This window comes from Microbulbifer sp. CAU 1566 (assembly GCF_023156515.1).
In the GTDB taxonomy this organism is placed as follows: domain Bacteria; phylum Pseudomonadota; class Gammaproteobacteria; order Pseudomonadales; family Cellvibrionaceae; genus Microbulbifer.
This window is the reverse complement of the sequence record NZ_JALNMG010000003.1, coordinates 586,747-605,488: the sequence shown is the minus strand read 5'-3', so window position 1 is coordinate 605,488 and position 18,742 is coordinate 586,747. Positions and strand designations below refer to the sequence as shown.

Here is an 18,742-nt window from a genome sequence, read left to right as displayed (position 1 = left end):
ACAAGCGATTGAATCGCTTCTCGCTGCGTGGCAAACGTAAAGTGCAGGGGCAGTGGCAAATGTTCTGTTTGGTGCATAACATTGAGAAGTTGATGAATTACGGAGCTATCCACTGATTAACAGAGTTGTCCACACGTGCGGTGGCCAATTTCCCAAATACTGCGCACAAGCGTGATTATGTTAAAGGTTTGTGGTTAAATCTTGGCCAGGTAATAGTCAATTGAAAAGAGCTGGACGAGAGTAGTGATGAATATCGTTTTTCTACAGGCTCGTTAGGCGAAGATCATGTATTGCATACCAAAAGAATTGGATTTATCTAAAGCGATTGGTGAGTTCACGACACAAATATGTATAGGTAAGTACGATTTCCAGTTTAGCTTAGGAAAGGTTCATTTTACTGTCGAATCGCCGATTACATTGCTTAGGGGTGGTGATTTAGTCGCTACATGGAAAGAGGGTACGTGGCCAGAAAGTGGATTCATCGAAATTTTTAACGTTCCGGTAACTAAGGCTTTAATTGCCAGTGATGAAAAAATAATTATTTTCTTTGAAAATAGTTTAGAGATGCATCTTGTAGATAACAGCGATCAGTTCGAAAGTATGCAAATCAGTATAGAGGGCGAACCGGAAACTTGGATCATCTAGTGGGTCCGCCTAACAAGCGACTGTGGTGTCAACCACCCCAAATTTAAGTTGAACACCACGCTTGTTTTTCTCGAATCATCGCATTCAGGATAGTAATAAATTTTCGCATACAGGCGGTCAAAGCAACTTTCTTGTGCTTCCCTTGGGCTACGAGATTTTTGTAGAAAGCCTTGATCGCAGGGTCGCATTGAGTTGCACTCAGTGTCGCCATATAAAGCGTTGTGCGGACCGAGTCTCGTCCTCCCTGAATCCGTCGCTTCCCGCGCATCTTTCCGCTATCACGATTGATCGGTGCCACCCCGACGAGCGCAGAGGCCTGCTTGTTCGTCAGGCTGCCAAGTTCTGGCATATCGGCTAACAGGGTGAACGCAAGCGCTTTCCCAACACCAGGTGCTGACTCTAGAATCTCTCGCTTCTCTGATCATTCGGATTCTGTTTCTACAAGCTTCTCAAGCCTCTTTTCGACCCAGGCAACCTCAGCATCAAAGCACTTTATCTGTCGACGACAGGAGCGCTTGATCCCACCGTCCATAATGTGTCGACGATTGATTTCTTGAGTCCGAAGACTCAGTATTTGACGACGCTTGGCGAGTAAGTCTTTGATAGCTATAAGATTCTTACTTCTTTCAGGCGTCACGCGAGGCTTGATTACCGCCGCATATTCCGCAATTACCTGAGCGTCAATGCGATCCGTCTTCGCGAATTGCTCTATAGCGCCAGCATACTTCCTGACAGAAGTGGGCTTAGCTATACATACCGACAAGCCCTTATCATAGGCCGCTTCCGCCAGCGCGAATTCATATCTGCCGGTCGCTTCCATAACGATTCGTTCAACGCGATATCGTGAAAGACGATTCATTAGCGATCGGATGCCTTCTGGCGTGTTCTCCACCTGCCATACCAGCTCCTTCTCGTGGATGCAGATATCCAAACTCCACTTTCCAACATCGACACCGACATTAACCCTGGACTTCGTTAGCTTTTGGTTTGTCATGATGACTCTTCCTTGCTAAATTCGGGCTCGAGGCCCATTCGACTGTTAGGGTTTGCAAATCGGGTGGGCCTGGCGCCCACGCTTGTTAACGGTCTTTTGACCAATCGCTCATCGGACTGCCAGGCCGGTAACTTATGACGGTAAGTTACGGGTCTTACCTTACCGAATATTTGGGGAATTAGGCCATACAAGGCGCTGCAAGGCGGCGGCTTACTTTGTGCACTTTATTGCGCGGTCGCTTCGCTCCCATTTTCGCGCAATCAAGCGCCCAAAGTAAGCCGCCCCTGAGCGCGGCGTTAAGCGTCATTAGCCGGAAGGCAATTACATACAATAAGGAGTAAGTGTGAAATACATAGCTTTACTAGTTTCATTGTTTTTGGCGTCAAAAACGATCGCACAAGAAGATTGTAAAGAATTAGTAAGAAAAATTTCTGAATCCGGATTTTCGGCAACGGAGAAGCTTCATCAATTAGATGAGTTGAGGTCATGTACCAATAGTGCGTCGTACAAATATAAGAAATCTGTACTGCTAGCTTCAAATCGTGATCTTCAAGGTGCGCTATCAATCTTAGAAAATACCAGCGACTGGGGAGAGCTGGAAGAGCACGTAGTCCTTCTTAGAGCCAAGATCTATTCCGTTAGTGCTACAAACAAAGAAGCAATCGAAATTTTAGATAAGTATTTGGCGAGTCATAATGGAGGTGCTTCCATTCATTACTACAAGGGCACGTTGCTAAATTCTCAGCGGAAATTTAGTGAGGCAATAAATAGTTTTATCAATTCGGTCAAAGTTGCTCCGAATTCTAAATCATATCAAGCTGCAGCGGTTTCTTACTACGCGCTTGGCCAGTGTGACAATGCGGTATCTTCTATAGATCAAGCAGCTACCTTAGATGAATCTACTTTTGGTGATCTTGGCTCGATGCTAGTTATGTCCCGTTGTTACGCGATGCAAGGTAAATTTGTAGTAGCTAGCAATGCGCTAAAAATTTTGCTACAAAATAATCCTAGTGCAGAAGAAAATTCTGATTTTAAAGAAGCACTCACTAGTCTTCGTGCAAAAATCGCTGAAGCGAAAAAGTCGGGGGATGCATCAACAGATGCGCATTTAGTGAGCCTGCGGGATATTTAAGCCTCGATACGTTTAAAAAATTAAGCCGCGGCTGATTGCGGGGTTATACCGGCGCGGACAGGTGAAACCATTGAAAGACTTAATGCTCTTCCTCCTTGTAATGACGGCATGCACGGGCGTGTCGGCTGAGCAGTATCAAGGTCCTAGGAACGCTACATCACAAGATATTCCCGCCTTCGTCGAACGCCTTGATTCCCTCCGGCAAGCTGCCAACATCCCGGGATTGTCCGTAGCCGTTGTGAAGGGTCAAACGATCGCTCTCGCGTTGGGCTTGGGCTACGCTGACATCGAACACCATATTCCTGCTACTGCCGAAACCCCGTACAACATCGCCTCGGTCGCGAAGCCGATCTCCGCTGTCGTTGCCCTCCGGCTCGTCGAGGAGGGAGTACTTGACCTCGATCGACCGATTGTGGACTACAGCGAATGGGCAGACTTCTGCACCGAGTTCAGTCAGCAACCGTCGATATTTGCCAGAGGCCTCCGCTGCCAGCCCCCGAACCACACGCTTCGGCACTTGCTCTCTCATACCGCTACAGGGACGCTCGGCGACCAGTTCTCCTACAACCCCGTGCTGTACTCCTGGGCGTCGCGGCCCATCATGGCAGCCGCTGATACATCCTTCTCGGCCCTCGTCGAGCAGTATGTATTCGCGCCTGCTGGTATGACACGATCGGCCCGGATTAATCGGGATTTGCCCCTGCGTGAGGATTTGGCAAAGCTCCTGGCCCCGCCATACCGAGTCGGGGCCTCCGGGGCAGTCGAACGTGCCCCAGCGCCGCCACCCCAGGGAGACGGCGCCGCGGGCGGCGTAATCACGACGGTCCTCGCTCTTGCCAAGTTCGACGTCGCACTAGATCAGGGGGTGCTGATATCGGCAGGGTCACGGGCTGCAATGTTAGCCCCGATGCGATCGAGCAACGGTGAGGTGCTTCCGTACGGCCTTGGTTGGTTTGTGCAGGAATACCGGGGGCACACCCTCGTTTGGCACTCGGGATGGTGGGAGGACGCTTACTCCGCGCTGTATTTGAAGATCCCATCCCTGGACCTCACCTTCATTGTGCTCGCGAATAGTGAAGGTGTCTGGTGGGACAACCCACTTGACCGAGCAGAGGTCCAGCGTTCCGAATTCGCCCAGGCGTTTCTTCAGACGTTCGTTGATGACTAACCGGACCTTGTGTGGCCCACTTGCGCTGTCTAACCACGGCATGCAACGGACGGCGCGTTGTGCTGCCGCTGATGCCGGAGTCGTTAGGCAATCAACAAGTACATCGCAGCCTTCTGAAGGAGGGTTCAATGAAATGTAAAATTTTTCTTTGTGCAATATCAATATGTATTGTTTCAGCTCTTTCAAATGCAAAAGATTCATCTGAAAAATCGACGATCAAGTAAATTCAAGCTGGGAGTGAAAACATGACTCGGATAACAGGAATAGGTGGTATTTTCATAAAGGCCAAAGATCCAAATATGCTGCAGAATTGGTACAAAAAACATCTTGAAATAGATGTTCAAGTTTGGGGGGGAACATCCTTTAAGTGGGTAGATGGCGAAGGAAAGCCTTACGCTGGTACAACAGCTTGGATGATTGGAAATGGTGAAAATTTTGCACCTAGCGAGTCTCCTTTTATGGTTAATTATCGGGTCGCCAACTTAAGCGGGTTATTAGCCGCACTTCGCGCTGAAGGTTGTAATGTTCTAGAAAAAACCGAAGAATCAGAATTTGGCAAATTTGGTTGGGTAATAGATCCTGAGGGAAATAAGATTGAGCTTTGGGAGCCTCCAGCTGGAGTATAATGCCATACACGGTCCGGCACGGCGACGTCTTTTTCATTGCGGCTTCGCCTTCACTACAAAGCCGCGCGTGCTGGCGGTGTTAGCCTTCCGAGTTACCCACAAAAATTACAGGTATAGTAATGCCAATTAAGAAATGGATTTTTCAATACATCATGATGATTTTGGCGCTCTTCGTGCTATTTTCTGGTGTCCAATATCTAAAAGGTAGAGAGCTAGAATACGCTCTGGAGTTTGGTGTGCTTTGGGCTTTGACCAGCTCAACTATTTTCCTGGTTGTTCGTATAAGAAACTACAAGAAACGGGTTGCCTGTAAGTTGTGTAATGATCTTCCTGAGTAGTAGTTGATTGTATAGTGAGCCGCGTGTACAGCGTGCAAATAGTATGCTGTGGTACTTCGAGTTTCCGGCGCGGGGATTACTGCGTAAAACATTTGAATTTAGCTGCATAAGATTGTGGATAAGTATGAAAGAACTATGGGACAAATACGAAAAATGGTTGTCAGCTAACTTTGAGAGCGGGTTCAGAGACCTTAACCCGCCGATAACGGATGAGGAGCTTGAAAATCTCCAGTCAACACTGGATGTCCAGCTTGCTCAGGATTTTATTGATTTCCTCAAAGTCCATAATGGTCAGGCTGGTAATGCGGGCGGAATTATTGATGCGACCGAATTGCTGTCGTCAACACGGATTCTCGATGAATGGAGATGCTGGAAGGATCTGCTTGACAGCGGAGAATTTGAGGGCTATGACGAGGAGAGAGCTAACGGTGTTAAGGCAGACTGGTGGAATCAGAAATGGATTCCGTTTACCTACAACGGAGCTGGAGATCATCTTTGTCTTGATTTAGACCCCTCCGGTACAGGTTCACTTGGGCAGGTTATTACCATGTGGCACGACGACGGAGAACGCGAGGTAAAAAGTAACAGTTTTAAAGCTTGGTTTTCAGGCTACGTTGATGATGTCCTGCAAGGAAAGTACGTATATTGCGCGGATTACGACGGGGTCGTAAGCGTCGAAGATATCTAAGATCTAAAGTCTAAGCTAAGGCGGGGCCTCGGCGCTACTGCGCCGGGCCGGTAGTCATTTTCGGAGCAGGCAACATCTTTCGTGTTTGCAACTTTATTCACACAGTCTGTTTTCGGTAAAGTTCAGTATCTGTATACATAAATCATAATCGTCGAGTAAACGCGTGTGTCCCAGTCCAGCAGTGAGGACTAGAACCGCACTGGGGTTACTGTTCCTGATCTTCATAGCGTGTTCTACGGGTATTTTTCGATCATTTCGGTCATGCAGAATTAAGTGTTGGCCATTGTAGTTGGCTAATGTTGCGTTTGTGTCAACTTGGGCGATGGGTATACCGGCAAATTCTTCGATGCAATCGTGCATATTCTGCCGCGCGGGTTTTGACAGGCGAAGCCAGTCCGAGACGCCATTGATTGTGGATGCGGCGTCTGCCGGGGCTGAAATGGTGACCAGGTGTGAGGTTTTCAATCCCTGACTTATCGCCAAGGTAGCCGCTAACCCACCCATGGAGTGACCCAGCAACAGTTCGATCGGGCCGACAATATCGGCGGCTGCGTTCAATATATCGGCAAAGTGTTGCGGCGACGCGCGCTCGCCAGCGCCGTCCCCGTGTGCCGGTGGCTCGACTATCACTACGGCGTAGCCGTTGTCCCGCAGTGCGCTAGCGATACTGTGCAGCTGGCTGTGGTGCCCCTCCCAGCCGTGGATCAGTAGTACTACGGGTTCAGCTTTCGAACCCCAACGTCGAACGCAGCCCTGTTCCAGTTGCCAGGTATCATCCGCTTGCGGAAGCCGATTTTGGCTTTTGTACTTTCTGCGGGGGACCTGAATTTGTTTCGCGGCCCATTGGCCGATGGTGCGCGGGGCGATATAGCTGGCACTCCCAATCAGTACGGGCAGGATTTTGTATAGCACAGACATATCCTTAGTTGCTCTCTGAAAACGTTTGTTGAAAATTCAATCTTAAAAGCGATTGCTAAAATCCATACTCGAAGCCTACCAGCAGGCGATCGCGGGCATCGAACTGGCCATATCGGCCGTACTGGCTTCCGTAAAACATATTTGCCTCTATACGCAATTCGAGATTGGCGAGATAGTCGTAAGTCAGTTCAGCTGACAGCAGGCCATCACCGCTATCGATGTCGTGTATCAGCAGGTTGCGCAAGGTCAGTACTTCATTGAGAAAGGTGCGCTCTATTAACAGCGTGGCGTCGGTTTCGATGGTGTCCCGCGTTGCGCTCACTCCTTTGCGGTCAAACCAGCTTTGAATCAGTTGTGCCGAAACCAGGGTGTCGCTGAGTCCCATCCAGTCCACGCCAAGTGCGTAGCTCAATTCACCGCCACGAACAACGCCGTTGTTTTCAGTCAGGGTATTGGTTTGACTATGGCGGTCTGTGGTGTAGCCCATTTCCGAGCGTAGGGTAAAATCGCCAAAGGCGTTCGAAGCGGAACCACCGATAGTGTGGGTGCGCTCGTAAGACCCGTGAATTCGCATTCCACCATTTTCCTGATACAAACGCATGACCGGTGTGTCCGCATAGTGGTAGAGATAGTTCACCGTAAGATCCCAGCCGTGCAGGCGGCTGGAAAGTTGCAGGCCGGCGTCGGCATCGGCCAGAACCCGGCCGGGTTTTTCAAACGTGTAACCGGTAATCACGGTGCCAGCTGGCGGAGTTACCATAAGTTCCGGCGACGTGGGGGCGTAGCTGGCGCCGGCAGCCGGCACTTCGTGATAGGTCTGGTCGGGTATCAGGATTAATTGACCGTCCCAGTCTTTGTTTAAAATGGTATCCAACGAAAATTCCCATTTGGCCGCCCAAAGGGGAATACGGGAGGATTCAAAATCTTCCAGAATAAACTCGCGGTAGCGCTGTGGATTGACTCTGTCGAGCACTTTCAGACCGTCGGTCTGCCCCCAGACAATCTGTTGCTTTCCCAGTTTGAGGTAAGTGCCAAACGGGTAAGCCTCAAGGTAAAATTCCCGCAGCTCTACTTCGGTATGCGCACCGAGAAATGCCCTGCGTGACCAGGCGTTGACCGCCGCCTGATCCGGCTCACCGGGTTCGAGATGGTTTTGGCCATCGGCACGAATGCGGCCAATGGCGGTGACGTCGATGCCATTGGCGCTGCGCCATTCCAGTTGTGGGAGTATGACGAGTTCACTTTTCTGGGGCGTACCATCGGTGGTCTGTACCGCGTGTTCCGCACTTATAATGCCGCCGATGCGTACCGAGGCGGCACAGCTCGAACTCACTAAAGCCAGAGAGATTACGCCCGCAAGCGGCCGATATGCTCCTTGTGTAATGGAACGCATTACCGCACGCCCCGGCGCAAAGTGCGCTCTTCAAAACGCTCATCGTCGAGGGGGGTATCGTAGGCAACGTCGCTGATCAGCAAATGGGTCTGGTGGCCGGTCTTGTGGTTGTCCACGGTGATTTCGTGCACTGTCCAGATGTCGTCGATTTTGCGCACATCGGTAAATATCGCGGTTTTCAGCGGGTTGCCCTGAACATCGAAGTTTTCAGAGCGGCGAATGGTGTGGGTGGCCGGGTCCACATACCAGCGTGCGCGCCCGTAGCCCAGTTCCTCGGCCACTTGTTCATTGACCGGAGTACCTTCGACGACAATGGTGTTGATGCCATCCACTAACGATTCTTCGATGCGGGTAAAACGCCAGTCCTGCAGAGAGATTTTGTTCTGGCGTTTCATTTCCTCGTAAGTCAGGTCGGTTCCGAGGAAGTAGTCACCGCGGTCTGAAGCCGAGATTCGTCGTGTCTTGCGCAGCGCGGGTAAATACAGCCACTGCTCGTCCTCGGTGTTGGGGTCTGCGTAATCGTAAGTGAGGAAGGCGGTGTCGCGCACGTTGGTTGGCTCCAGGTAATAGAGCACTTGCCGCTTGTCAGCGCCGTAGTATTTGCGCTGCACAATGGTCTGCTGAATCCGCTTTCGCCCCCGGCGGTCGGTCAGCGTAAGGGTCAGGTTGGCCCGCTGTGTAATGCCTTCCGGTCGCGCATCCACTGCTTGCATTATTGTCTGGCCAGTATTGTGATCGTCTGCGAATGCGGTAATGGCGAGAATGAGCAGCGTAATCCCGGTCAGTATTTGCAATACGCCGATGGTCGCGAATCCCTGTTGGAGCTTTGGTGTCGACAGCTTCGACGCCGGCTCATCCCGTTGGCCAAACAGGGCGCGGGGACGCAGTACACCAATCAGCGCTGTCATACTGGTCATGCTGATCACGAAACTGGTGAATACCGCAATGGCGACCAGCAATCCGAAGTCCTGCAGTGGTGGCACCTTGGACGTCATCAGTACACCGAAGCCCAGCGCCAGTGCCAGCAGGTTGAACAGCAGCGCGCGGCCCGTGCTCGGGAAGAGAATGGCTACCGCCTCTGGGTAATCCATTTGTTGATCGCGGATCAGTGTGCGCAGGCGGTCGATGGTATGAATGGCAAAGTCCACGCCCAGACCAATAGCAATGGCCGCAAACATCGAGGTACCGATGCCGATCCAGATACCGGCATAGCCCATGATTGCGAAGACCATCAACACGGAGAAGGCCACGGGCAGGGTGGCAATCATCCCGAGTATCAGTGAGCGAAAAAATACGGTGGAGGAAACCAGAACCAGTATCAGTGCGAGCGCCATACCAGCGGCGGTATTGCCAGCCAGTGGTTTCAGCCAGGAGTAACTGAGATCGATGGCGCCGGTCGTATTGCCGCGGATGCCCGGTGCATCGAACTCTTCTTTGAGATATTGCTTGAGGCCCAGAACGATGGGTTCCACATCCTGGAAATTGTCTGCCTTGAGTTGACCGCGTACATGGGCCTGGCGGTAGTCGTAATCAATCTCCTGTTCGAAGTCATCCGGCTCGCCTGAAGCGCTGTACAGCAGGAAGTACTGGGCAATCAGTGCGGAGTCATCTGGAATTGCGTAATAGGCCGGGTTGCCCTCGTGCAATGCCTGGTGCATCTGCTTGATGTGGTCGACGATGGAAGTGGTATTTTGAAGACCGCCGTGCTGTTCCATCCAGTATTGCAGTGCTTCGATTTTGCGTAGTTTGTCCGGTTGGAACAGATCCTCTGGCTGCGGTGTTTCGATGGCAACATCCAGATAATAGGTGCCGTCGAAGTGCTGGTTGATGATCCCATCGGCGATACGCAGGGGCTCCTGCTCCTGAAAGCTGTGTATGCGCTGGTCATTGAACTCGATGCGGCTGGCGCCGCCGATTGCGATCATCAGCAGTAGCCCGGTGCACAGTAATATATGCACCGGGTAGCGGGCGACAATGCCCCCGCATGCCGCCATGATGGCTGTGGTGATACCACCCCGGGCATTTTTTGCTGCGTTTTTTACGGTGGTCTTTATTCGCGGCTTGAACAGCGACAACAGTGCCGGCAATAGCAGCAGGGTCCAGGCCCAGGCGGCGAGAATCCCGACGGCGGCGAAAATGCCGTAGGACTGCATGGGGGGCAGGGATGCTGCCAGCGATAAGCCGACAAAGCCCGCGACCGTGGTGAGTGTGGTCAGGGTGACCGGTCGCCACATGGCACTCATCGCGCGCGCTACCGCCTGTTGCCCGGAAAGCTGCGGATTGTTCGTCAGCTCCTCGTAGTACTGGGTAAAGATATGGATTGAATCGCATACCGCGATTCCGATCAGTATCACTGGCAGCGAGTTGGTGATGACATACATGGGTACGCCCGCTGCCGCCATGCTGCCAAGTCCCACCGCGACGGTGCCGAATACCACCAGGTTTGGAAGCAGGGTGCCGGCAACCGTCCGGAACGCCAGCAACAGGACCGCGGTGATAATCAGCGCGGCAATCGGGTTCAGCCGGCTGGCATCTGCGGCGATGTAGGCGGACAGGTAGCCGGATACCGCACCCTGGCCGGCGACGTGAAGTTGTAGGTCATCCCCTAGCCAGCCTTGCTGCTGGCCCTCGGCGGTTATCTGCCCGGCTAATGCGAGCAATGCGTGGTACACCTGCTCGTCATTTGCTTCCGGCAGGGTTTCTGCAATTAGCAGTGTGCTGCTGCCATCGCGGGCGGCGAGGGTGCCGAGCATCAGCGGAAAGTTTTCCACCCGCTCCCGGACGGACTTAGCCTCCGCCATTGTTTGCGGAGGCACTTCCCAGAATGATTCCACCAGCATTCCATCGCGGACACCGCGAATATCTTTTTCCGTGGCCAGGCTGGTAATCCCATCGGGGTCGATACCTTCGATGGTGGTAAGTGCTTGGGTGAGGTGCTCAACCAGTTGCAGGGCGCCCGGGGTGTAGATTCCGTTTTTTCCGCTGGACGTGACCGCAATTACCATCGGGTCCTTGAGCCCGAACACCGCCTCCACGTGGTCGCGATAGGCGAGAGCCGGACTGTCCCTGGGGACGAAGGCCTCCGGGGTTGTGTCCTTGGTCATGGTGGGTAAATAGCGCCCCACAAGGCCGATTGCCACAAAGCAGCCAATTATGACCAGCCAGCGCCAGCGCAGTAGCCCCCAAAAGAAGCGGTATGCGGTGGTGGTCGTCTCTGTGTGCCCTGGATTATCCGTTTTCATTAACTTTCCTCTGTTTATTCCCTACCTACCGATCGTTAGTCTTGCGGGGTGAAAAAAAGCGCAGTGATCACTGCGCCCTCGGCGTCAAATTTTCGTGCCTGTTGTTTGTACCTGTTGTTTGTACCTGTCGTTTGTACCTACTGCTGGCGAAGGTACCCCAGCGTCTGTTGGCAAATCCGGGTAAAGGTGGCCTCGGCAGACTTTTTACTGCCGGATTCCGACGGCAGGTTGATACGGGCGGTAACCAGCGCGCCTTGCACCGCGGCTATCAGCCACTCCGCCAGGTCAGAAGCCGAGCCGTGCTGGCTATCGATGCTGCCGTCGGCAATCCCGGCTTCAAACGCCGATTCGAGAAACTGGTGCTGCGCGTGAAAGACCGCTTTGACCGCCCGCTGCAAGCTATCCGGCAGGCTGCCCCAGCTGGACGAGAAGGCGCCGGCGGGGCAGAGCCGGGTACCGGCGCCCAGCCAGCCGAGATAGAAATCGAAGCAGTAGGCCTCGAGTCGCTTTACCGGTGCCAACCCCGCCTTCGACTGCGACCAGCGCACAATTCCCTCCCGAGCTCGCTCTAACATGGCAACGGCCAGCGCCTCTTTGGACGGGAAGTGATGGTAAATACTCGGCTTGCGGATACCCACTTGTTCCGCCAGATCGCGGAAACTGAAACCGTCGTAGGAAGCCTGCTGAATCAGCAATTGCGCGCTGTCGAGTAGCTGCTCACGGGTGTCGAGCTTGGAGGTTGGCGTGTTCGTCATAGGGCACCGAATGCGTTGTCTACCTACCGAAAGGTAGGTTTAGGTTGGGGCAATTGCACATCGGTGTCAAGCACTCCGGTTTTTTGGCGGGAAAGGCGCTGAATCTGGTGGCTGCCACAGCCCCGGCAAGGAGCCCGAAATGCTGCCCGGAATGCTGCCCGGATTACCGCAGGATTGTTGCCTGCTAGTCAGTTCCGAATCTGACTAGTCTCAATCATCCCCTCCCCATACACTGGTACCCACGTATTCAACCAGTGAACTGACTGTGCAACCGGACCCTGAACTTTGCCACACCGCCCGGCTCGCCCGCGACAAGCGATTTGATGGCCGCTTCTATACCGCGGTGAAGACCACGGGTATTTTCTGCCGTCCCATCTGTCCCGCGCGCCCGCCGCTGGAAAAGAACGTGGAGTACTTCGCCACTGCAGCGGAAGCCGCTGCCGCGGGTTACCGTCCCTGTTTGCGCTGCCGCCCGGATGCCGCTCCTGGCAGCCCTGCCTGGGGACTGGTGTCGACCACGGTGCAGCGCGCCCTGAATTTGATGCGGCGGGAACGGGAGGCTCAGTCCATAGAGCAGCTGGCCGATCGTTTGGGTATTAGCAGTCGCTACCTGCGCAAACTCTTTGCCGAACACATTGGTCTCAGTCCGCTGCAGGTGTGGCAAACCGAGCGCGCCCTGTTTGCGTTCAGCCTGCTGCGGGATACCAGCCTGCCCATTGGTGATATCGCCTTTGCTGCGGGGTTCAACAGTCTGCGCCGTTTCAATGGTGTTTTCCGCGAGATTTATCGGCGCACCCCCTCGGAAGTACGTCGGGAAGAGCACCCTGAAAAGCGCAGCCAAAGCTGGCAGGCGGGCAGCCCGGCCCAGGTGACCATGTACCTGAGCTATCGCCCCCCGTTTGATTGGCCCGCATTACTGGCGTTTTTTGCGGCGCGCACCCTGCCGGGGGTGGAACAGGTGATTGCCGCGGATGACCCGGAGCAGGGCGAGTACCAGCGCAGTTTCCAGTTGCTCGGCCAGCGCGGTTTTTTGCGGGTAGCCCACGAGCCGGACAAGGGGCGCTTGCGCGTCCGTGTATTTGGCGAGGGTTGCGGTGCGGTGCTCTATCCGCTGCGGGAAAAGCTGCGGCGACTGTTTGACCTGGACGCCGACAGCGATGAAATTCGCGGGCACCTGCAGATGGATCCATTGCTGAAAAGCGTTCTGGAAAAAAGCCCCGGCGTGCGCCTGCCGGGGGCCTGGGATCCTTTCGAATACACGCTGCGCGCCATTCTCGGTCAGCAGATTTCGGTTGCGGCAGCCACCACCATTGCCGGGCGTGTGGCCAGCCGGTATGGCGACTACTTCCCTGGGCCGGACGGACAGTTACTGCTATTTCCCACCGCAGAACAGCTCCGCGATGCCGATTTCTCCGATATCGGTGTGACCCGCACCCGCGCGCAGACATTGCGAACTTTGGTCGCGGCCACCCTGAACGGTGAGGTCGATTTCGATGAGCCGGATCTGGAAAGGTTCTGTGCTCAGATGACGGCGCTGCCGGGCATTGGTGACTGGACCGCCCATTACACTGCGATGCGGGGCCTATCGATGCCCGACGCCTTTCCCGCATCGGACCTGGGGATTCTGATTGCCCTCGGCGACAGCGAGCGCAAGGCGACACCAAAGCAGGCACTTACCCGCGCCGAATCCTGGCGCCCCTGGCGGGCCTATGCCGCACTGCTGCTGTGGCAGTCACTCAAATTGAATACAGAAAAGAGATCGTCAACATGATTCGGTATGAAATCTATCCCAGTATTTTTGGCGAGCTGGGTATCGCCGCAAGCGATACCGGATTGGTGGGGATCGACCTGCAGGTGGGAAAGCGGCCACTGGTGGTGAAGGCGGATTGGCAGCGGGGTGCCAACCATCTGACCGATGCTGCTTCAGATCAGTTGGCAGCCTACTTTGCCGGTGAACGGCAGTCCTTTGATCTGCCACTGGACGCGGCGGGAACGCCTTTCCAGCAGTCCGTATGGCGGGCCCTGTGTGCAATCCCCTACGGCGAGACCCGCAGTTACCGGGAGCTGGCGGAGGCGATTGGCAACCCGAAAGCGGTGCGCGCGGTGGCGCGGGCCAATGGGGCCAATCCGCTGTCTATTGTGGTTCCCTGCCATCGGGTGATTGGCGCGGACGGTACCCTGACCGGTTATGCCGGCGGACTGGAGATGAAAGCCCGGTTGCTGGTGTTGGAGGGGGCTCTGATCGGCTGATCTGTCTGCCCGGTCAGGTCGTTTTCGCAGGGGATCCGGGGTGGCAATCGGGGGCCTTGGGCGGGATAATGCCCGGCTGATTTCCACCCATCCAAGATCCTGAGCGGAGGCCGAATGCTGTACAGATTGGGCGATAAACAGCCACAACTGGAAGGCGAGGGGCACTATGTGGCGCCGGGCGCCCGGGTAGTGGGCAATGTGCTGATGCAGTCCCACAGCTCTGTGTGGTTCAACGTGGTGATCCGGGGCGACAACGACCGGATCACCATCGGTGAGCGGTCGAATATCCAGGACGGCTCAGTGCTGCATACGGATCCGGGTCTGCCGCTGACGGTGGGCACGGGTGTGACCGTGGGGCACAAGGTGACCCTGCATGGATGCCAGATTGGCGATTACTCGCTGGTGGGCATGAATGCGGTAGTGCTGAACGGAGCCAAAGTAGGTAAGTGCTGCATCATTGGTGCCAATGCGCTGGTGACGGAAAATGCACAGATCCCGGACTATTCCCTGGTGCTGGGCAGCCCGGGCAAGGTGGTGAAAACGCTGGACGAATCGACCTTTGAGCTGCTGAAGGCGAGCAGCGATATCTATGTGGCCAATGGCAAGCGGTTTTCGGAAGAGCTGGTGCCGGTTGACGGTGTTAACGGTAGCGAGCGCGATGACTGAGAGCGATTGGAGTCGGGTGAAACATCAGGAACCCGATCCTGCCTTTGAATTCCCTGTGAAATCCCCCTGTGTGTCGGTGTGTGCGTTGAATCGCGAGGATATTTGCGAGGGCTGCTTTCGCACCGGGACTGAGATCAGTCAGTGGGGGCGGATGTCTAATGCTGAAAAGAAGCAGGTCCTGCAGAATTGCCAGGACCGCGCGGTGAAATTGCGGCGGGTCTGGTGGTCTGACTGAACTTGTTTTTGTGGCGGTGCTCCACCTGCGTATCGACCGTATTACTTCGCTAGAAATTATTGGGTACCCGGATCAAAACTCGAATCCAAATAACTGCAAATAGCTCCGGGCCAAATTAAATAGAACAGAATATGACCCAACCTTTCGTACATTTAAGAATTCACTCCGAATATTCCCTGATTGACGGCCTGGTGCGGATAAAGCCGTTGATTGGCCGCGTTGCCGAGCTGGAAATGCCGGCGGTCTCCATTACCGACCAGACCAACTTCTACGCCCAGGTAAAGTTCTACCGCGCGTGTATGGGCGCGGGTATCAAACCGATCACCGGTGCCGATTTCTGGTTGAGGGAAGGGGGCGAAGAGCACCCGACGCTGCTGACCCTCTACGCGATGAACGAGGTGGGTTATCGCAATATTACCGAGCTGATTTCCCGCGCCTGGATGGAAGGGCAGTACCACGGTCATGCGTTTGTCGAGCGGTCCTGGATTGAGGAGGCATCGGAAGGTGTTCTGATGCTGTCCGGTGCCAAGTACGGTGACGTCGGGCGGGCACTGATCGCCGGGCGCAATGCGCAGGCGGAAACCCTGGCCCAGGAGTGGGAGCGGATTTTCCCGAATCGTTATTACCTGGAATTGCAGCGTACCGGTCGCCCCGGGGATGAAGAGTACCTGCACGCGGCGGTGAATCTTGCCGGCAAACTGAACCTGCCGGTGGTGGCCACCAACGATGTGCGCTTCCTGGAAGACAGTGAGTTTGAAGCGCACGAGGTGCGGGTTTGTATCCGCGAAGGACGGGCGTTGGATGATCCCCGTCGCGAGCGCCGTTATTCTGCCGAGCAGTATCTGCGCACACCGGAAGAAATGCTGGAGCTGTTCAAGGATCTTCCGGAAGCCGTGGAAAACACGGTGGAAATTGCCCGCCGCTGTTCCTCGCCGATTCAGTTGGGTAAATATTTCCTGCCCCAGTTCCCGATCCCCGAGGGAATGACGGAGAACGAATTCTTCGAAAAAATCTCTTTCGAGGGCCTCTACGAGCGCTTGGAATTTATCCTGGATAAATCCGCGCCGGATTATGAGGCGCGCAAGAAAGAGTACGAGGATCGCCTGCGCTTTGAGCTGGATATCGTTATCCAGATGGGGTTCCCGGGCTACTTCCTGATCGTGATGGACTTTATCCAGTGGGCCAAGGATCACGATATCCCGGTAGGGCCGGGGCGGGGCTCCGGTGCGGGCTCGCTGATTGCCTACTCGCAAAAAATTACCGACCTGGATCCGCTGCAGTACGACCTGCTGTTCGAACGATTCCTGAACCCGGAACGGGTATCCATGCCCGACTTCGACGTTGACTTCTGTATGGAGAAGCGCGACCGGGTAATCAGTTACGTGGCCGACAACTACGGCCGTAACGCGGTGAGCCAGATTATTACCTTCGGTACCATGGCCGCGAAGGCGGTGGTGCGGGACGTGGCGCGGGTGCAGGGCAAGTCCTACGGCCTTGCGGACAAGCTCTCGAAAATGATTCCGCCGGATCCGGGGATGACCCTGATGAAGGCGTTCGAGCAGGAAGATATTCTGCGCGAGTTCCTGGAGAACGACGAGGAAGGCCAGGAAATCTGGGAGATGGCGCTGCAGTTGGAAGGCGTGGCGCGGAACGTGGGTAAGCACGCGGGTGGTGTGGTTATCGCCCCCACCAAACTGACCGACTTTGCACCGCTGTATTGTGACGAAACCGGTGCGGGTCTGGTCACCCAGTTTGACAAGAACGACGTGGAAGACGCGGGTCTGGTGAAGTTCGACTTCCTCGGCCTGCGCACCCTGACCATCATTGACTGGGCCAAGGCGATGGTGGATGAGCAGCGCGCACTGGAGGGCAAAGAGCCGCTGGTGATTGAAGCGCTGCCGCTGGACGATGTGGAAACCTTCAAGCTGATCAAGCGCGCTGAGACCACCGCGGTATTCCAGCTGGAATCCCGCGGTATGAAGGACCTGATCAAACGCCTGCAGCCGGACAACCTCGAGGACATGATCGCCCTGGTGGCCCTGTTCCGTCCGGGCCCGCTGCAGTCGGGCATGGTGGACGACTTCATCAACCGGAAACACGGCCGCGCCCAGGTGGCCTATCCGGATGCCAAGTACCAGCACGAAAAACTGAAACCGATTCTCGAGCCCACCTACGGCGTTATCGTTTACCAGGAACAGGTAATGCAGATCGCCCAGGAACTCGCGGGTTATACCCTTGGTGGCGCGGACATGCTGCGCCGGGCCATGGGTAAGAAAAAGCCCGAGGAGATGGCGAAGCAGCGCAGCACCTTCGAGGAAGGCGCCAAGTCCGAGGGCGTAGACCCGGATCTGGCGATGAAGATCTTCGACCTGGTGGAGAAGTTCGCCGGTTACGGCTTCAACAAATCCCACTCCGCGGCTTACGCCCTGGTGTCCTACCAGACCGCCTGGCTGAAGGCACACTACCCGGCGCAGTTTATGGCGGCCACCATGTCTTCGGACATGGACAAGACCGACAAGGTGGTGACCTTTATCGAAGAATGCCGGGCGATGAAACTGGACCTGGTACCGCCGGATGTGAACCTCGGTAACTACCAGTTCTCGGTGCCTGTCTCCGCGGATGGCGACAACCGCATCATCTACGGTCTCGGTGCCATTAAAGGCCTGGGTGAGGGTCCGATCGACAACATCATCAGTGAGCGGGAGAAAAACGGGCCCTTCAAGGACCTGTTCGACTTCTGTTCGCGCATTGATCCGCGCAAGGTGAACAAGCGTGCGCTGGAAGCCCTGGTGCGCTCCGGTGCCCTGGACAGCATTGGCCCGGACACCTCCAGTGCCGACGGCCTGGATTACTCCCGCGCCGTGTTGTTCAACGCCCTTGATGAAGCGGTGAAATCCGCCGAACAGCAGAGCAAGAACGACAGCGCCGGCATGATGGACCTGTTTGGCGAAGTGGTGCGCTCCGCCAGTGATGGCGATGTGTACGAAGATTTCCGCAATGCGCGCCCCTGGGGGATTCGCGAGCGGTTGGAAGGGGAGAAGAATACCCTCGGTCTGTACCTGACCGGCCACCCCATTGACGAGTACGAAGAAGAACTGAAACACCTGGTGAAAGCGCGTATCGCCGACCTGAAGCCCGGCCGTGAAAACCAGAAGGTGGCCGGCCTGGTGGTGGGTATGCGGGTGATGAAAACCAAGCGCGGCGATTCCATGGCCATTGTCAGCCTGGACGACCGCAGTGCGCGGATCGAGGCGGCGGTGTTCAGTGAAGCGTTCGGCGAGCACCGGGAAAAACTGGTGAAGGACTCCCTGCTGGTACTGGAGGGCTCCATTTCCCACGACGACTACAGCGGCGGCCTCAAAATGAGTGTCAACAGCGTGTCGACTCTGGATGATCTGCGCAGTGGCAGCGTGGTTGGGGTGACCCTGAAGCTGGACAGTGCCCAGGCACTGCCCAAAATGGGCCAGCGTCTGAGCGCTTGTCTGCGTCCCTACGTGGGGGGCAATTGTCCGATTCACGTCGAAGTGGAGCGCAGCGACGCCCGCGGTGTCTTCCGTCTCGCGGATGAGTGGAAAGTGGAGCCAAATGACCAGCTGATCCAGTCCCTGCGGGAGGTGATTGGCCGGGAGCGGGTACAGCTCAACTACACTTCTCGGCAGTAAGTGAGGTGTGCACTCGACTGAGTGGTTCTA

Annotated in this window: 18 protein-coding genes; 12 read left to right on the top strand and 6 right to left on the bottom strand. The window is 55.2% G+C overall.

Annotation, left to right across the window (positions count from 1 at the left end; translation table 11 throughout):
• Window positions 1-8: 8 nt before the first annotated feature.
• Together M0G74_RS18280 and M0G74_RS10840 are read left to right on the top strand one after the other, a co-directional pair.
• Window positions 9-116: a transposase gene (locus M0G74_RS18280; RefSeq protein WP_282450153.1), complete on the top strand. Its 108-nt coding sequence runs from the start codon at window positions 9-11 to the stop codon at window positions 114-116.
• Window positions 117-285: 169 nt separating this feature from the next.
• Window positions 286-645, top strand: coding sequence for a hypothetical protein (locus tag M0G74_RS10840; RefSeq protein WP_248216691.1), 360 nt, complete (start codon window positions 286-288; stop codon window positions 643-645).
• A 43-nt stretch (window positions 646-688) separates the two neighbouring features.
• Here the strand turns inward: M0G74_RS10840 and M0G74_RS10835 are convergent, their stop codons facing one another.
• Complete coding sequence (locus tag M0G74_RS10835; protein WP_348983711.1) at window positions 689-1,051, bottom strand: transposase; 363 nt, start codon at window positions 1,049-1,051, stop codon at window positions 689-691.
• A 15-nt stretch (window positions 1,052-1,066) separates the two neighbouring features.
• Entirely contained in the window at window positions 1,067-1,639 is a 573-nt protein-coding gene (locus M0G74_RS10830) for a transposase (protein WP_248216683.1), read from the bottom strand.
• Between the two features lie 343 nt (window positions 1,640-1,982).
• Between M0G74_RS10830 and M0G74_RS10825 the strand changes: the two genes are divergently transcribed.
• From M0G74_RS10825 to M0G74_RS10805, 5 genes are all read left to right on the top strand, one after another.
• Window positions 1,983-2,771: a hypothetical protein gene (locus M0G74_RS10825; protein ID WP_248216681.1), complete on the top strand. Its 789-nt coding sequence runs from the start codon at window positions 1,983-1,985 to the stop codon at window positions 2,769-2,771.
• Window positions 2,772-2,841: 70 nt separating this feature from the next.
• Window positions 2,842-3,939: a serine hydrolase domain-containing protein gene (locus tag M0G74_RS10820; RefSeq protein WP_248216679.1), complete on the top strand. Its 1,098-nt coding sequence runs from the start codon at window positions 2,842-2,844 to the stop codon at window positions 3,937-3,939.
• Window positions 3,940-4,184: 245 nt separating this feature from the next.
• Window positions 4,185-4,565, top strand: a complete 381-nt coding sequence (locus M0G74_RS10815; RefSeq protein ID WP_248216678.1) for a VOC family protein — start codon at window positions 4,185-4,187, stop codon at window positions 4,563-4,565.
• A gap of 119 nt (window positions 4,566-4,684) precedes the next feature.
• Window positions 4,685-4,903 carry a hypothetical protein gene (locus tag M0G74_RS10810; RefSeq protein WP_236250409.1) on the top strand — a complete coding sequence of 73 codons (219 nt, stop codon included), beginning with the start codon at window positions 4,685-4,687 and terminating at the stop codon, window positions 4,901-4,903.
• A gap of 124 nt (window positions 4,904-5,027) precedes the next feature.
• A complete protein-coding gene (locus M0G74_RS10805) occupies window positions 5,028-5,591 on the top strand; it encodes an SMI1/KNR4 family protein (protein WP_160154163.1) in 564 nt (187 codons plus the stop codon).
• 93 nt (window positions 5,592-5,684) lie between these two features.
• On the opposite strand, the gene M0G74_RS10800 is transcribed toward M0G74_RS10805, so the two are convergent.
• From M0G74_RS10800 to M0G74_RS10785, 4 genes are all read right to left on the bottom strand, one after another.
• Window positions 5,685-6,503, bottom strand: coding sequence for an alpha/beta fold hydrolase (locus M0G74_RS10800; RefSeq protein ID WP_248216675.1), 819 nt, complete (start codon window positions 6,501-6,503; stop codon window positions 5,685-5,687).
• A 61-nt stretch (window positions 6,504-6,564) separates the two neighbouring features.
• Window positions 6,565-7,842: a DUF1302 family protein gene (locus M0G74_RS10795; RefSeq protein ID WP_248216674.1), complete on the bottom strand. Its 1,278-nt coding sequence runs from the start codon at window positions 7,840-7,842 to the stop codon at window positions 6,565-6,567.
• A 59-nt stretch (window positions 7,843-7,901) separates the two neighbouring features.
• Window positions 7,902-11,144, bottom strand: a complete 3,243-nt coding sequence (locus M0G74_RS10790; RefSeq protein ID WP_248216671.1) for an outer membrane lipoprotein-sorting protein — start codon at window positions 11,142-11,144, stop codon at window positions 7,902-7,904.
• 137 nt (window positions 11,145-11,281) lie between these two features.
• Window positions 11,282-11,899: a TetR/AcrR family transcriptional regulator gene (locus tag M0G74_RS10785; protein WP_248216670.1), complete on the bottom strand. Its 618-nt coding sequence runs from the start codon at window positions 11,897-11,899 to the stop codon at window positions 11,282-11,284.
• A 265-nt stretch (window positions 11,900-12,164) separates the two neighbouring features.
• On the opposite strand from M0G74_RS10785, the gene M0G74_RS10780 reads away from it, so the two are divergent.
• The 5 genes from M0G74_RS10780 (at window position 12,165) to dnaE (ending at window position 18,712) form a co-directional block, all read left to right on the top strand.
• Window positions 12,165-13,670, top strand: coding sequence for a DNA-3-methyladenine glycosylase 2 (locus tag M0G74_RS10780; protein ID WP_248216668.1), 1,506 nt, complete (start codon window positions 12,165-12,167; stop codon window positions 13,668-13,670).
• The gene (locus M0G74_RS10775; RefSeq protein ID WP_248216666.1) at window positions 13,667-14,149 is read left to right on the top strand and encodes a methylated-DNA--[protein]-cysteine S-methyltransferase; all 483 of its coding nucleotides are present in this window, start codon (window positions 13,667-13,669) and stop codon (window positions 14,147-14,149) included. Before M0G74_RS10780 ends, M0G74_RS10775 begins: the two co-directional genes overlap by 4 nt.
• Before the next feature lie 114 nt (window positions 14,150-14,263).
• A complete protein-coding gene (locus M0G74_RS10770) occupies window positions 14,264-14,815 on the top strand; it encodes a gamma carbonic anhydrase family protein (RefSeq protein ID WP_248216663.1) in 552 nt (183 codons plus the stop codon).
• Entirely contained in the window at window positions 14,739-15,050 is a 312-nt protein-coding gene (locus M0G74_RS10765; protein ID WP_348983709.1) for a DUF1289 domain-containing protein, read from the top strand. Before M0G74_RS10770 ends, M0G74_RS10765 begins: the two co-directional genes overlap by 77 nt.
• 131 nt (window positions 15,051-15,181) lie before the next feature.
• A complete protein-coding gene (gene dnaE / locus M0G74_RS10760; RefSeq protein WP_248216660.1) occupies window positions 15,182-18,712 on the top strand; it encodes a DNA polymerase III subunit alpha in 3,531 nt (1,176 codons plus the stop codon).
• Window positions 18,713-18,742: the final 30 nt, after the last annotated feature.